This is a genomic window from Ruegeria sp. R13_0, from assembly GCF_017743995.1.
GTDB lineage: Bacteria > Pseudomonadota > Alphaproteobacteria > Rhodobacterales > Rhodobacteraceae > Ruegeria.
This window is the reverse complement of the sequence record NZ_JAGHRB010000023.1, coordinates 18,081-32,185: the sequence shown is the minus strand read 5'-3', so window position 1 is coordinate 32,185 and position 14,105 is coordinate 18,081. Positions and strand designations below refer to the sequence as shown.

Sequence of the window (14,105 nt, the reverse complement as noted above, 5' to 3'; positions counted from 1 at the left end):
TATGGCCTGGGAAACCCGTTTCAGCTTGGAGGGAAAGAAAGCGCTGATCACCGGTGCGTCTTCAGGGATTGGAACCTCAATTGCACAGGTTTTTGCGGATGCAGGAGCGGACATCGCGGCGCATGGCCGCGACAAGGACCGGCTTGCGCAATTGGGAACTGAGGTTCAAGCATTGGGGCGAGATTTTGCAGCAATAACCGGAGACTTGGCTGATGCCGAAGAAACGGCCTTGGTCGCAGCCAGGGCATTGGAGGTTTTTGGGCGGGTCGATATTCTCGTTAACTCTGCCGGAATTGCCCTGACCGGGCCGGTTGTTGACTATGATCTGGCGGATTGGCAGCGCACTTTGGCGGTAAATCTAACAGCGCCCTTTATCCTATCCCGCGCGGTACTGCCTGGCATGATGGAACGCCGACAGGGCAAGATCATCAACATTTCATCGCAGACGGGCGTTATTGCCCTAGCCGATCACGCGGCCTACGCCACCTCCAAGGGGGCGCTCAATTCTCTGACGAAATCGCTCATGACCGAAGCGGCGCCATACAACGTTCAGGTCAACGCGATCTGCCCAACCGTCGTGCTAACCGAAATGGGGAAAGAGCTATGGTCGGCGCCGGAAAAGAAAGATCCGTTTATCGAGCGAACGCCTTTGGGCCGCTTTGGCGAACCTGTCGAGATCGCAGATATGGCCCTGTATCTGGCTGCCCCCGCATCCGATCTAGTGAACGGTGCGATCATGATGATCGAAGGGGGGTATTCAAGCATATGACGCGTTTTGCAAACCAACCCTCTGGGTTTGGGATTGGCCCGTCGATCTGTTTTCAGCACTGCGGAGACTTCCCGGAAGGTGAGGAAAAACGGTACGGTTTGGTGTAGAGGAGGCAACTGAATGGTTGATCTGGCGGGCAAGGTGATCGCGATAACGGGCGCTGCGTCGGGCATAGGCCTGGCTTGTGCCAAAGAGTGTATCGCGGCAGGGGCCACGGTTGCTTTGGTCGATCGGAACGAAGCGGCATTGAAGACAGTTTGCGATGACTTGGGGGACGACGCTTTTTCAATCGTTACAGACGTTGCGAATCCTGACAGCGTGGACCAGATGCTGCCAAAAATCCTCGGAAAAGTAGGGCGACTGGACGCGTTCCACGCCAATGCCGGCGCTTACATTGGCGGCGACGTATTGGAAGGTGATCCGGATGCGTGGGATCGTGTTTTGAACCTCAATATAAATGCTGCGTTTCGCTCGGTGCAGGCTGTTTTGCCACATCTGGCCAAACAGGGATCGGGTGATATCATCATGACCAGTTCCATCGCAGGTGTTGTTCCCGTCGTGTGGGAGCCCATCTATACAGCCTCAAAACATGCCGTGCAGGCTTTCACTCACTCTGTCAGGCGGCAGGTTGCCAAGCATGGTGTGCGGGTTGGCGCTGTTTTGCCGGGTCCTGTAGTGACCGCTTTGCTGGATGATTGGCCGAAGGAAAAAATGGAACAAGCATTGGCCGAGGGGAGTCTGATGCAACCCAAGGAAGTGGCCGATTGCGTGGTTTTCATGCTCAGCCGCCCCGCGAATGTCACGATCCGGGATCTTGTCATCCTGCCAAACGCGGTGGACCTATGAGCTATTTCGTAGGGGTAGATGTTGGGACCGGCAGTGCCAGGGCGGGTGTTTTTGATAGCAACGGCACATTGTTGGCCAGCCGAAAACAAGACATTCAAATGTGGCGCGACACCGGCGATATAGCCGAGCAGTCTTCGACAGACATATGGCAGGCTGTTTGTGCCTGTGTTCGGGGCGCGGTTGAGGAGAGTGGAATCGAGGCCTCGCAGGTCAAAGGTGTTGGTTTCGATGCGGCGTGTTCAATGGTCGTCCTGGACCAGACCATGCAACCGCTGAGCATCAGCGCCTCGGGTATGACCGAGCGCAACGTAATCGTTTGGATGGATCACCGGGCCAAGGATCAGGCCGAGCGCATCAATGGATTGGGCCACCCCGTTTTGGACTATGTTGGGGGGCGGATCTCTCCTGAGATGCAGACGCCCAAGCTGCTGTGGATCAAAGAGAATATGCCGGACTCGTTCCGCAGCGCCGGCCAGTTCTTTGACCTGCCGGATTATTTGACATGGGCCGCTACAGGGTCACTGGATCGATCCGCCTGCACGGTGACATGCAAATGGACTTACCTGGCGCATGAACGTCGGTGGGATGACAGTTACTTCAACCAGATTGGTCTCTCAGAATTGCCATCTGAGGAGTATGCCCGTATCGGGCAGAATATCGTGGCACCGGGAACACCTCTGGCACAGGGATTGACCGCTCAAGCCGCATCGAGCATGGGTTTGCTTGAAGGTACAGCCGTCGGCGCGGGTTTGATTGATGCTCATGCCGGGGGGATCGGCACCGTAGGCGCTGATCCCGAAACAGGACCCGAGTCGACGATGGCCTATGTATTCGGAACGTCGGCTTGCACGATGTCGACTTCGAAGACCGCGCACAAGGTTCCGGGTGTCTGGGGACCATATTATTCGGCCATGGTGCCGGGAATGTGGTTGTCAGAAGGGGGGCAATCCACGGCTGGGGAAGCGATCGCGCACCTAATCACGGGCCATCCATCGAGCCGCGACGCAACCTCCCTCGCGCAAGCAGAGGGGATGTCGCTGCAATCGTTTCTTCTGCGCGAGGTCGAACGGCGCGTGTCAGATGCAAGCGATGCGGTCCGGCTGGCAGGGGCCCGGGTAATTGTCCCGGATTTCCTGGGCAACAGGGCACCTTATGCCGACCCTGACGCAACCGGAATCGTTTCTGGCCTAACACTGGCAAATGATAGCGATGACCTGATTGCAACCTATGTCGCTGCAGTGCTCGGAGTAGGTTACGGGATGCGCCAGATCATGGAGGCGCAAGCCGCACATGGTGTTCATCCTTCGACCGTCGCGATTAGTGGTGGGGCAGGGGAAAGCGCCACGATCAAGCAACTTCTGGCAGATGCCAGCGGCGCTCCTGTCCTATCGACAACCTCACCTGAACCGGTTCTTTTGGGTGCAGCTATGCTAGGTGCCGTGGCAAGCCAGCCAGAAACGTCTCTTGAGGAGGCAATGGCGAGGATGTCATCAGAAAAGGATCGGTTCTTGCCAAAATCTGGCGTGATCGCACAACTGCATGATGCCCGGTACGAGGCCTTTAAGGGACTGCAAGACATTGAACGTCGTCTGCGTCAGGCATTGGCGGCACCTTAAGGGCTACTTACCTCGCGCCTGCCAATAGTTTTTGAACGTCTTCGGCACAGCATATCAGCACAGACAGTTAACTGGGAATTGTTCACGACATCCGTGACGAAGGGGCCGTATCGCAGCCTGCTTTGTCAGAGATGACGATTGGCGCAATCTGGATGATTTCAGGTTTATGGGGTGGTTCACCGTCAATAATCCTGAACATCGTGTCTACCATCGCCGAGACATCCTGTCGGACCGAAAACAGATTCTGGGCCATGTACTGAGCAAAAGGGTCCCAATCAAAGCTTCCAAACAGAATTGTGTCTAGTGCGGCTCTGTCATTCTGCGCCAACCAATCAAATACACCTTCCAACGATATCGTCGAGTTTACAAACATCGCGGTCGGCATTCGGCCCGTTTCTTCCAACTTCGCGGCAAATGCGGCCTTAGACTTAGCGGCTGCGTAGCCGCAGGCCAGTATGTTCTCGTCCAAAGGTATAGCCCCTGCGTCCGAGACCGCATCACGGAAACCGCGTATTCTTTCGCTTGTGTTGTGGTCGGTCGGGCGGCCGCCTAGGAACAGAAACTCGTTCTGCCAATCTAGACCTTTAACTTGCGCATGTTCTATCAGGGCTGCAGTCAATCTATATGCGCCTGTGTAGTTGTCGGAAATGATAGAAGTCGCTGCTGCACCAGGCAGATCAAGGTTGATCGTTGGAACGCCCTGCGCCTTGCAAATCCGGGCGATGGTATCGGGGTCAGAAGCACCGGCACAGACGATCCGGTCCACATTGTAAGACAGCATCTGCTTGACCGTCGCAAGTTCCAGCTCCGGTTCGCGGTGTGTGCACGAGGTCATGGGCAGTAGCCCTCTGGCACGGGCCGCCATTTCGAACCGTTCGGCGATCGCTCCGAAGTAGCGGTTGTCGTACATAGGAATAATCATTCCAATCATACTTGATCTGACGCTGCGGAGGGCGCGGGCCTGCATATTGGGTGCATAGCCCATTTCATTCGCGATTTGCTGAATAGCGTTGGCTCGTTTTTCACTGATGCGCCGATTGCGCCACGAGCCGTTCAGAACTGCACCGACAGTACTGGCCGAGGTGCCTGCCCGCTCGGCGATGTCGTAAATTGTGACCTGTTTCTTAGTCTCGGTTGTCGACACCGAAGATTCCCCTTTGACAAGTTTAGTGTATTCCATATAGCCTTTGCACCATCGATTGCGCAACAAAGAACAACCGATGGTGCAGTTTGATTTCTGCCATGCGCTTTCTGTTCAGCGCTGGCCAATCTGGGAGGAAATTATGAAACTTAGACCGGTACTCGCAGCCTCAGTCTGCGCTTTTGCGCTTGGGGCAACCAACCTAGCTGCTGAAACCACCATGGGAATCGTCGTCAAAATTGGCGGGATTCCTTGGTTCAACGCTATGGAAGAAGGTATCAAGGAACGTGCTGGTGAGTTGGGTGTCAGTGCCGAAATGATCGGTCCGACCTCAGCCGACCCAGCCCTACAGGTGCGTGCGATTGAAGATCTTATCGCCAAGGGTGTGGATGTTATCGGCGTGGTGCCGAACGACGAGGCGGCGCTTGAGCCCGTGTTGCAGAAGGCGATGGACGCCGGGATCAAGGTGATCGCTCACGAAGGGCCCGGGTTGAACAACGTAGATTGGAACTTCGAACTGGCTTCTGCAGATGGATTCGGTGAAGCGCATGCCAAGCTTCTTTGTGAGAAAACCGAAGAGCCGGGTACCTATGCCGTTTATGTGGGCTCACTGACTGTACCGCTTCACAACGCTTGGGCGGATGCTGGCATCGCTTGGCTGGCCGAGAACTGCTCCGACAAGTTGCAGCCGGTGGGTGATCGTTATGGCGTTGCAGAAAGCGTTGATGACAGCCGTTCGACCGCTCTTGACCTGATCGCAGCCAATCCTGATTTGCGCGGCTTCCTTGCCTTTGGCAGCCAAGGTCCAATCGGGGCAGGGCGCGCGATCGAGGAACGTCGCTTGGGCGGCAAGGTCCATGTGCTTGGGCCGTTCTCACCCGGTCAGGGCCAGAAGCTGCTGAAAGATGATGTCATTTCCGGAGGGTTCATGTGGAACCCAGCTGAGGCAGGCCGCGTATTCGTCACTCTGGGCGACATGCTGGTGAACGGTGAAGAAATTTCCGAAGGCACCGAGATCGAGGGGTTAGGTGTTGTCAGTCCAGATGCCGCAACCCGCAACATTATCACCGATAACCTCTTGGAGATTAACAAGAGCACCGTTGATGAACTGGCTGCCAAGGGGCTCTGATACGATTTACTGTCGATTTGGGGGTCCGCGCATCGCGGATCTCCATTCATATTAAGAACACACATGAAAGCTGAACCAGACACGGCCCCGGCGCTGAGGCTTCGAAATGTCTCGAAAACCTTCGGCGGCGTAAAGGCGCTGCAATCCGTTGATTTCGAAGTGCGTTCGGGAGAGGTGCATTGCCTTGCCGGAGAGAACGGCTGTGGCAAGTCGACACTTATCAAGCTTGTTACTGGTGTTTACACAGCCGACCCCGGCGCGGAATTGCAACTGTTTGGTCAGACCGTTGACTCGATCTCTCCGACAAAAGCCCGAGCGTTGGGGATCGCGGTTATTTGGCAGGATCTTGCTCTGTTTCCGCATATGACCGTCGCGGAAAATATCGCTTTCGATGAGATGGTTGGACTGGTGCCGCGCCTGACTTTCGGACATCGCTATAAGACCCGAGTACAGGCGGTGCTTGATCGCTTGAATGTGCCGTTGAACCTGGAAACAAGACTGGGCGATTTACCAATTGCGCAACGCCAGATCGTTGCGATTGCACGAGCTTTGATGGGCGACGCACGTCTGGTGTTTATGGATGAGCCAACGGCATCGCTTACCCAAAGCGAAACAGATTCATTGCTAGCGGTCGTTCGCACGCTGTCCTCACAAGGTATTGCTGTCGTCTTCGTCAGCCACCGATTGGCAGAGGTAATAGACATTTCAGAGCGGGTCACAGTCCTGCGGGATGGCAAGCTTGTTGGTGTCTATCCGACCGAAGGTATGACGCAATCCCGCCTTGGCGAGCTCATGACCGGGGCGCTTTTGGAAAACACGGTCAGCGCGCAGGACCGCTCTAAGGCGGAACCGGTACTGGAGACCGTTGGACTCAGTCGGCACGGAGAGTTCTACGATGTTTCCCTTACCATCCGGCGTGGCGAAGTTCTGGGTTTGACGGGCTTGATCGGAGCCGGACGCACGGAATTGGCCCTTGCACTAATAGGTATGAAACCACCTGATACGGGTGAAACCCGCCTGGAAGGAGCGTCTGTTCGATTTGCCTCGATCCGCGACTCCATCGCGCGCGGTGTCGCTTATGTGTCGGAAGACAGACTGTCCCTGGGGCTTATTCAACCGCAATCAATCGCGGACAACACGTCTATTTCAGTGCTTGATCGCATTCTCAATGGGTTCGGATTGCTATCCCCAAGACGTCAAACCGAACTTGTTTGCCACTGGATCGATGAACTTGCCGTCAAGATTGGGCAGCCGAAGGATGCTGTCTCGACGTTGTCAGGCGGCAACCAGCAAAGAGTTGTACTGGCAAAATGGCTGGCAACCGAGCCACGGCTGTTGATCCTCGACAGCCCAACCGTTGGTGTGGATGTCGGGGCTCGGGCGGGCATCTTTCGCATTGTACGACACTTGGCCGAAGAAGGGCTGGCGATCCTTTTGATTTCGGACGAGGTGACCGAAGCGATGTTCAATGCGGATCGTGTGCTGCATATGGCGGATGGGCGTATTGTGGGCGAGTACGATCCACGGACGACCAGCGTTCCCGAACTCGAGGCACGTATCTATGCGTGACTTCTTTCGAACCTATCCCGTCGAGGCGCGCCTAAGTGTTGTGCTGCTTTTGATGATCCTTGGTTTGTCGCTTGGTACGGACACGTTCCTGACGTTGGGCAACATCACCTCGTTGTTGAACAATAACGCGGTGAACCTGATCTGGGCGGTTGGCCTGCTGGTCGTCCTGATTGCCGGTGGCATTGACATTTCTTTCGCTGTCGCGGCTTCGGTCGTTCAGTATGTGGCCGCGCAGGTTTTCATGGGCACAGGGGGCGGAAACTGGGCAGTTGGGTTTCTGGTCGCGGGCCTGCTTGGGATCGGTCTTGGAATGATCAATGCTCTTTTGATCCACGGATTTCGGGTGATTTCTATTGTTATCACCATTGCCACCTTCAACGCGTTCTTCGGGTTGCTAATGTTCTTCACGAAAGGCCGAAACATCTACAACCTGCCAGATTGGTGGACTGATCGTATTTTCATCTTTGAACGACAAGCCTCGGATGGAACCTGGTCGGAACTGAATCTTTCAGTTGCCGTCATGATCGTCTGCGTCGTCGCGACGTGGGGCCTCATCCGTTTAACCACTCTGGGCCGCCAGCTTTATGCCTTTGGCGACAACCCCGAGGGCGCAAGGCGCGCGGGCGTGAATATCTGGCAGATGCAAATTGTCGCCTTTGGATGGTGCGGGATGATGGCCGGCATAGGGGGGCTGATGCAGGTGAACATTGCCCAAGAGGTTGTTCCAAATGCGCTATACGGTCGGGAACTGGACGTGCTGGCCGCGGTGGTCCTCGGCGGGGCTCGACTTGGTGGTGGGCGAGGCACTGTTCTTGGATGCATCCTTGGGGTGATGTTTGTTGCGATCACGCAGAACGGTCTGAACCTTCTTGGAATCTCGCCATTTGCCTTCCAAATGATCATCGGCGCAGCGATCCTGCTGGCCATCTCATCATCGAACCTGAGTTTTGGGCGGCTGCCACGTGGCGCTACAGCTGTCGCAAAGGTGGGCACAACATGAGCTTGCGCGACAAATTGAACGCGGCATTTGGTGCGGAAACCTTGCCCCTTCTTGTCTTTCTCGGCTTGGTTTTTCTGGCGTTTTCCTTCGCGACGCCTTTGTTTCTGACAGGTGCCAACTTGCGCTCGATGGCGTTTCAGATGCCGGTCTTGGGGTTGCTGACACTGGCAATGCTTGTGCCGATTCTTTCGGGGGGGCTGAACCTTGCCATCATCTTTCAAGCCAACATATCGGGTCTCGCACTGGCTTGGGTTTTGATACAATTTGGGGGAGCCGAGGCTGGACCGGGGGCTTTCGTGCTGGGAGCGGCGCTTGCCTTGCTGGCCGGTGCTGCTTCGGGCGCTGTCATGGGCGTCGTCGTGGCTTATGTCGGAGCACATCCCATTCTGGTATCGCTTGCCATGATGATCTTCCTACGTGGGTTGGGTGAGTTTCTGACGCGCGGAGGAGACATATCGGGATTTCCAGAGTACATGAACGTACTGGGCCATGGCAGCGTTATGGGTGTTCCAGTTCCGATGATAGTCTTTCTGGTGGCCGCGCTCATGTGGCATATCATGCTAAGACGATCACGCCACGGGTTCTCGGTCTACATGATCGGTTCGAATATCCAGGCGTCTGAATATTCCGGCCTGCATACGCGCCGGACACTTGTCTTGATCTACGCGATTTCGGGCATGATATGCGCCGTTGCCGGGATTTTGATGGCGGCGCGTTTCAATTCTGTCCGAGTTGGCCATGGCGAGGCCCTACTGCTGGTGACAGTGCTGGCTTGTTTCCTGGGCGGCATCGATCCATTTGGCGGTTTTGGGCGTGTTCTGCCGGTGGTTCTGGCTTTGATTATCCTGCAAGCACTTTCATCAGGTTTGAACCTGATCGGCGCCAACCAACATTTGTCCACCGCTGTCTGGGGGTTGTTTCTGATTGGCGTGATGGCGCTGCGCTGGGTTGGTGAACGGTGGCGAAACAAACGACGAAGAGGGACATGATCATGGAAGGTTTCGGCGTACATACCAGCATGTGGACCATGCATTGGGATCGTGATGGGGCCGAGCGGACGATACCCGCTGCGGCTGCCTACCAGATGGATTTCATCGAGATTGCATTGCTGGATACCGCCGTTGTGGATGCGGCTCACACGCGCGACTTGCTCGAGAAACACGAAATGCGAGCGGTTTGCTCGCTCGGACTGCCCGAACAACACTGGGCGTCAGTCAATCCAGACGGCGCAATCGAGCACCTTGTCGACGCTATGAACATGGCCAGTAACATGGGTGCCGAAGCCCTTTCCGGCGTGACTTATGGCGGCATTGGAGAACGCACAGGTGTCCCACCCACACAGGCAGAATACGATAATATTGCTCGGGCTTTGGAGGGGGCCGCGAAACATGCCAAGACCCTTGGGATCGCCTTTGGGATTGAGCCGGTAAATCGCTACGAGAACCATTTGATCAATACAGGCTGGCAGGCGGTCGACATGATCGAAAAGGTGGGGGTCGACAACATCTTCATCCATCTCGACACGTATCACATGAATATCGAAGAAAAGGGCGCGGGCAACGGTATCCTCGATGCACGAGAACACTTGCGCTACATTCATTTGTCGGAAAGCGACCGCGGCACACCGGGCGAGGGGACCTGTGACTGGGACGAAATCTACGCGACGCTGGCCGCGATTGGCTTCAAGGGGGGGCTTGCGATGGAAAGTTTCATCAACATGCCCCCTCAGATTGGGTACGGTCTTGCTGTGTGGCGGCCTGTTGCCCCTTCCTTCGAAGACGTTATGGACAAAGGGTTGCCGTTCCTCAGGAACAAGGCGGCTCAGTACCGCCTTATATGATGACGGCAGCAGGTTCAGTTGGGGATGTAGGATGCTGTGTAGTCGCTGACGGGCTAAACTTTTGACCGGAATAGGTGATATCGCTGTTATCGATGTTGGCAAAACCAACATTGAGCTCTGGGTTGCTAGCAAGGACGGCACTTTGCTTGAGAGTCGGTCGACCCCAAACTCGGTTCTGGAGGGTCAGACTTGGCGATACCATGATTTGGAAGGCGCTTCGATCTGGTTGATCACAACGCTTGCAGAGCTTTGCAAGCGGCATCCAATCCGGATGATTGTTCCGGTCGGACATGGGTCAGGTGGGGTACTTGTGGGCTCGGACCCAGACGACGCCGGTGCGGGACAAGCCTTGCCGATGATCGATTATGAGCAGGCATGCCCTGCTGACATTGATGCAGAATATCGAAAGAAAGCGGGAACCTTTGAGGATCGCGGCAGCCCGGTGATGATGGCATCCACGCATGCAGCGCGTCAGTTGCTTTGGATGGAACGCACATACCCGACAGAGTTTCGCAACGCTCGCCACTTTCTGAACATCGCGCAATTCTGGGGTTGGTGGCTGACCGGAGTCGCGGCCTCTGAATACTCGGCTATGGGGGCGCAGTCGCATCTGTGGAATGTGCCGCAGCGACGGTGGACGCCGATTGTTCTGGAGCGAGGTTGGGAAACACTTATGCCAGCATTCAAGGCGGCCTGGGACCCTCTCGGACCGGTGCGCGAGGACCTTGTGCAGCGATTTGACTTACCTCAGGATATGGTGGTGTTGACCGGCGCACATGACTCTACGGCCAACTTTTTTCGCTATCTGGCCGCGCAGGTTAAGGATTTTACCCTGGTTTCTACTGGAACCTGGGTTGTCGCTTTGTCGCGTGACGTTGAAACCGAAAAACTTGATCAATCACTTGGTACCACGATTAACGCAGATATGGATGGCAACCCGATCGGTGGGGCACTGACGATGGGTGGGCGAGAGTTTTCGGCGATTGCCGGAGCAGACACCAGCGATGAAGTTGTCAAGCAAAAGGATGTGGCGCGACTGATCACGCGGGGTACGATGGCGATGCCGAGTTTTGGTGACAATGACGGGCAGTTCCCCTGCTCAGCCAGGCGAGGTCATATTGTTGGTGCTTCTCCCGCAAACCAAGCTGAGCGCGCGGCTCTTGCGGTTCTGCATTCGGCTTTGCTAACAGTCACCTGCACTGATGTCTTGAACGGAGGCTCAAGGCTCATCTTGGATGGGACGTTTCTGAAGGACCCAATGTACGCGCAAATCGTCGCGGCCTTGCGTCCGGGCCTTCGCACGGAAGCGTCGCATGAAACTCATGGTGTTGTCGCGGGTGCGTTGCAACTCGCATGCAGGGCGTCTGGTAGCCCACCGCCGCCTCTGACGCTTGAACCGGTCCGGTCTGTTGTACTGCCGGGCCTGACGGAATACGCGACGCAATGGCGCGAGGCTGCAAATCGACAAGGAGGCCAACCTTATGACTGAACAAGATCTGCGCGAGCGTATGGTTGAGACATGTCTGAAAATGAACTCCACTGGGATCAATCAGGGCACGGCCGGAAATTTGTCGGTCCGTCTCGGGGATGGGTTCCTGATAACACCGTCGTCTTTGCCTTATGAAAAGATGATTCTCGACGATTTGGTGGAGATGGATTTCGAAGGCACTTATGTCGGGCGCAGGCCATCATCTGAATGGCGTTTCCATCGCGATATCCTGAAAGCCCGCCCGGACATCGATGTCGTGTTGCATTGCCACTCGATCTACGCAACGACCCTTGCCTGTCATCACCGCCAGATCCCGGCTTTCCACTACATGGTCGGAGTGGCTGGCGGAACGACCATCCCCTGTGCCGAATATGCTACGTTTGGGACGCAAGAGCTATCCGAGGCGGTGCTGGCGGCGCTCAAAGGCAGAACTGCGTGTCTGTTGGCTCAACACGGGCAGATCGCGATCGGCAAGACACTGGACAAGACCCTTTGGTTGGCGACAGAAGTTGAGACTTTGTCTCGACTTTATGTGCAAGCGCTACCGCTTGGGGAACCGCCGGTTTTGTCAAATGAAGAAATGTCACGTGTGATCGATCAGATGCAACGAATGGATTATGGCCTTGGACCAGAGCCTGAAGGTAGCAACGACATCGCACTGCCGCGCGGCTAGTATTTGAGGAGAAAAATGTAAAGCTATTGTCAAAAGGGCTTTATTTGTGACGTGCAGGGGGCTTTCTCAGCCTACGTATGTAAGAAATCAATCGGCATTAAAGATACCGAGACTTGGTACAGTCTGTACTTGGTTCAAAAAGCGGCGGGCCCACAATAGCTCTGATCAGCCTGCTTGAACGGCACAGGGGGCATTGGGCTGCGGGCTCAGTACGATACCTCGATCAAGGCCTTGCGGTTTGTGGCTCGCGGAACCAAACATCGGTTGTTGTGCTACCAACGGCAGAGTTGTCCCGCATTTCGCGAGTCCAGGCAGCCTTTGATTTTGCGCTCGCAGCGAACGGCAGGGTCGACGGGCCGCGCCGCAGCATCGAGATTACGGGGTGAAGGTCCGGTTAGGGCCGCACATGCGAGGTAAATCTGGCGCAGCTTAGACTTCGATACTATTTCCTGTGCCACTTCCTATTAACTCACAACGATCTGCTTTGCGGTTTCAAATTCACAATCGTTCCGCGGACAATAGAATGGAATGGGATTTCCGGGTGGGTATTGCGTTCTCGTTTAATAACAGGAAGTAGCGCAAACAAAAGCTGTGTTCATTCCGTCGTCAGCGCCCAATCAATGAGCTGTCTGTTCGTACCATCATGGCTTGCCCGTTTGTGCCGATACGTCCCCAGGTGCGAAACACAGTCACTTCCCCAAACAGCGTCGGCTGCAACTCTATTCCATAGAACCGCGCCATGTTGACGTCTGGATCCACATGGATCAGGTGGACAGGTGTGGTTGCCGTCAGCTCCATGATGTGATTGTCGGTCAATTCAGACCGTCTGTCCAATGACTTTGCAAGATCCATTCGTCGGAATGGATTCTGATCCTCAATGGAACGGACCTACATCTACTGAGCGGACATCCGCACAGTTTTCTCTCTTTAACGACCGTACTCACGCAGAAGAGAATTTTTCACGGCCGGGAACTGCCGCATTTAGTCAGAGGATGAAATTCCGCGTGAGGTAGCCAGAAACAATGTGTAAATGTTGCCGCCTCAGATTAGGGCGCATACGATGTTCACTACTCTTCCCAGTGGACATAGAGGGATGAACGATCATGGCACAATCATTGGAAGGTGGGTGCTTCTGTGGTGAAGTGCGTTACCGGATCACTGGTGAAGCGGTACTGCAACTCATGTGTTTTTGCAGAGATTGCCTATCGATGACCGGTACAGATGGCTACGCCGGGTACATGATAAAGTCAGAAAATCTACAGCTATTGAAGGGCAAACCACAGACCTTTGAGAAGACCTCAAAGGAAGGCCGACCTGTTATCAAGCATTTCTGCGGTACCTGCGGGTCAGGCTTGTGGGGTCTGACAGCCTTCGGATTGACGAGCATTGCAGCTGGGACACTGGATGAACCAAACAACTTCAGCCCATCGAAAAAGGTTTTTGTGAAAGATGCCCCTAACTGGGCCAGGGTTCCCCACCAATTGGAAGATATGTAGGGGTTTAGGCTTTGGTATCACGTACATTTCTTTCTGGGAGTTGTTCCTTCTGGTGACCCGAATTGCTACGATTGTAGTTGAGGCAACAAGCAGGACATCAAGATGCGAAATGCAATCTTCTCACCCCTAGCGGCTTTGTTCCTAGGGGTCGTCATGGGCGTTGAGCCGGCTGCGGCGGCGTCACTGGGACCATATGAGGTTTTTGGAGTCGAAGACGGTGACATGCTAAAAATGCGCAGCGGACCTGGAACAGGGTTCAATGTGATCGTTGGTCTTCCAAATGGAACCGCACTACGAGTTCACAGCTGCGAGCAGACCGGTGGCACACGCTGGTGCCGCGTTTCATTGGAGCGTGCTCGTAAACTAAAGGGGTATGTCTCTTGGGCATACTTGCGGAAAATCTAATACGACGATGATCAGTGATGCCATCTTACAGTAATAATAGAATGCTGGCAGAAAAGGCCGCAGTGAAGCTTTCTTGTTGCCGGTGCTGGGAACAAGCGGGAATCCACGATCGTGTTTCCGGCCCGTTCCTGC

At 55.1% G+C, this 14,105-nt stretch carries 14 protein-coding genes; 12 read left to right on the top strand and 2 right to left on the bottom strand.

Going from position 1 to position 14,105, the window contains the following annotated elements; translation table 11 throughout:
• Position 1: 1 nt before the first annotated feature.
• The 3 genes from J7394_RS21080 (at position 2) to J7394_RS21070 (ending at position 3,231) form a co-directional block, all read left to right on the top strand.
• Complete coding sequence (locus J7394_RS21080; protein ID WP_209255942.1) at positions 2-769, top strand: SDR family NAD(P)-dependent oxidoreductase; 768 nt, start codon at positions 2-4, stop codon at positions 767-769.
• Positions 770-889: 120 nt separating this feature from the next.
• Positions 890-1,615 (top strand): SDR family oxidoreductase, encoded by a 726-nt coding sequence (locus J7394_RS21075; protein WP_209255941.1) that lies wholly within the window; start codon positions 890-892, stop codon positions 1,613-1,615.
• Positions 1,612-3,231 (top strand): FGGY-family carbohydrate kinase, encoded by a 1,620-nt coding sequence (locus J7394_RS21070; RefSeq protein WP_209255940.1) that lies wholly within the window; start codon positions 1,612-1,614, stop codon positions 3,229-3,231. Before J7394_RS21075 ends, J7394_RS21070 begins: the two co-directional genes overlap by 4 nt.
• Positions 3,232-3,313: 82 nt before the next feature.
• Here J7394_RS21070 and J7394_RS21065 read toward each other — a convergent pair whose 3' ends face one another.
• Positions 3,314-4,375, bottom strand: a complete 1,062-nt coding sequence (locus tag J7394_RS21065; protein ID WP_209255939.1) for a LacI family DNA-binding transcriptional regulator — start codon at positions 4,373-4,375, stop codon at positions 3,314-3,316.
• A gap of 139 nt (positions 4,376-4,514) precedes the next feature.
• Between J7394_RS21065 and J7394_RS21060 the strand changes: the two genes are divergently transcribed.
• From J7394_RS21060 to J7394_RS21030, 7 genes are all read left to right on the top strand, one after another.
• A complete protein-coding gene (locus tag J7394_RS21060) occupies positions 4,515-5,501 on the top strand; it encodes a substrate-binding domain-containing protein (RefSeq protein WP_209255938.1) in 987 nt (328 codons plus the stop codon).
• A 63-nt stretch (positions 5,502-5,564) separates the two neighbouring features.
• A complete protein-coding gene (locus J7394_RS21055; protein ID WP_209255937.1) occupies positions 5,565-7,070 on the top strand; it encodes a sugar ABC transporter ATP-binding protein in 1,506 nt (501 codons plus the stop codon).
• Positions 7,063-8,070: an ABC transporter permease gene (locus J7394_RS21050; protein ID WP_209255936.1), complete on the top strand. Its 1,008-nt coding sequence runs from the start codon at positions 7,063-7,065 to the stop codon at positions 8,068-8,070. The genes J7394_RS21055 and J7394_RS21050 overlap by 8 nt, the downstream gene beginning before the upstream one ends.
• Positions 8,067-9,059: an ABC transporter permease gene (locus J7394_RS21045; protein ID WP_209255935.1), complete on the top strand. Its 993-nt coding sequence runs from the start codon at positions 8,067-8,069 to the stop codon at positions 9,057-9,059. Before J7394_RS21050 ends, J7394_RS21045 begins: the two co-directional genes overlap by 4 nt.
• Positions 9,056-9,910, top strand: a complete 855-nt coding sequence (locus J7394_RS21040; protein WP_247748344.1) for a sugar phosphate isomerase/epimerase — start codon at positions 9,056-9,058, stop codon at positions 9,908-9,910. The genes J7394_RS21045 and J7394_RS21040 overlap by 4 nt, the downstream gene beginning before the upstream one ends.
• 61 nt (positions 9,911-9,971) lie before the next feature.
• Positions 9,972-11,399 carry an FGGY family carbohydrate kinase gene (locus J7394_RS21035; RefSeq protein ID WP_209255934.1) on the top strand — a complete coding sequence of 476 codons (1,428 nt, stop codon included), beginning with the start codon at positions 9,972-9,974 and terminating at the stop codon, positions 11,397-11,399.
• Complete coding sequence (locus J7394_RS21030; RefSeq protein WP_209255933.1) at positions 11,392-12,072, top strand: class II aldolase/adducin family protein; 681 nt, start codon at positions 11,392-11,394, stop codon at positions 12,070-12,072. The genes J7394_RS21035 and J7394_RS21030 overlap by 8 nt, the downstream gene beginning before the upstream one ends.
• A gap of 606 nt (positions 12,073-12,678) precedes the next feature.
• Here J7394_RS21030 and J7394_RS21025 read toward each other — a convergent pair.
• Positions 12,679-12,888 (bottom strand): WGR domain-containing protein, encoded by a 210-nt coding sequence (locus tag J7394_RS21025; protein ID WP_247748342.1) that lies wholly within the window; start codon positions 12,886-12,888, stop codon positions 12,679-12,681.
• 287 nt (positions 12,889-13,175) lie between these two features.
• On the opposite strand from J7394_RS21025, the gene J7394_RS21020 reads away from it, so the two are divergent.
• Both J7394_RS21020 and J7394_RS21015 read left to right on the top strand, forming a co-directional pair.
• Positions 13,176-13,568 (top strand): GFA family protein, encoded by a 393-nt coding sequence (locus J7394_RS21020; RefSeq protein ID WP_209255932.1) that lies wholly within the window; start codon positions 13,176-13,178, stop codon positions 13,566-13,568.
• Positions 13,569-13,670: 102 nt separating this feature from the next.
• Positions 13,671-13,973: an SH3 domain-containing protein gene (locus tag J7394_RS21015; RefSeq protein ID WP_209255931.1), complete on the top strand. Its 303-nt coding sequence runs from the start codon at positions 13,671-13,673 to the stop codon at positions 13,971-13,973.
• Positions 13,974-14,105 lie beyond the last annotated feature (132 nt).

Coding starts and splice junctions, on each gene's coding strand:
- J7394_RS21080 (WP_209255942.1), top strand. CDS start 2: ATGGCCTGGGAAACCCGTTTCAGCTTGGAGGGAAAGAAAGCGCTGATC.
- J7394_RS21075 (WP_209255941.1), top strand. CDS start 890: ATGGTTGATCTGGCGGGCAAGGTGATCGCGATAACGGGCGCTGCGTCG.
- J7394_RS21070 (WP_209255940.1), top strand. CDS start 1,612: ATGAGCTATTTCGTAGGGGTAGATGTTGGGACCGGCAGTGCCAGGGCG.
- J7394_RS21060 (WP_209255938.1), top strand. CDS start 4,515: ATGAAACTTAGACCGGTACTCGCAGCCTCAGTCTGCGCTTTTGCGCTT.
- J7394_RS21055 (WP_209255937.1), top strand. CDS start 5,565: ATGAAAGCTGAACCAGACACGGCCCCGGCGCTGAGGCTTCGAAATGTC.
- J7394_RS21050 (WP_209255936.1), top strand. CDS start 7,063: ATGCGTGACTTCTTTCGAACCTATCCCGTCGAGGCGCGCCTAAGTGTT.
- J7394_RS21045 (WP_209255935.1), top strand. CDS start 8,067: ATGAGCTTGCGCGACAAATTGAACGCGGCATTTGGTGCGGAAACCTTG.
- J7394_RS21040 (WP_247748344.1), top strand. CDS start 9,056: ATGATCATGGAAGGTTTCGGCGTACATACCAGCATGTGGACCATGCAT.
- J7394_RS21030 (WP_209255933.1), top strand. CDS start 11,392: ATGACTGAACAAGATCTGCGCGAGCGTATGGTTGAGACATGTCTGAAA.
- J7394_RS21020 (WP_209255932.1), top strand. CDS start 13,176: ATGGCACAATCATTGGAAGGTGGGTGCTTCTGTGGTGAAGTGCGTTAC.
- J7394_RS21015 (WP_209255931.1), top strand. CDS start 13,671: ATGCGAAATGCAATCTTCTCACCCCTAGCGGCTTTGTTCCTAGGGGTC.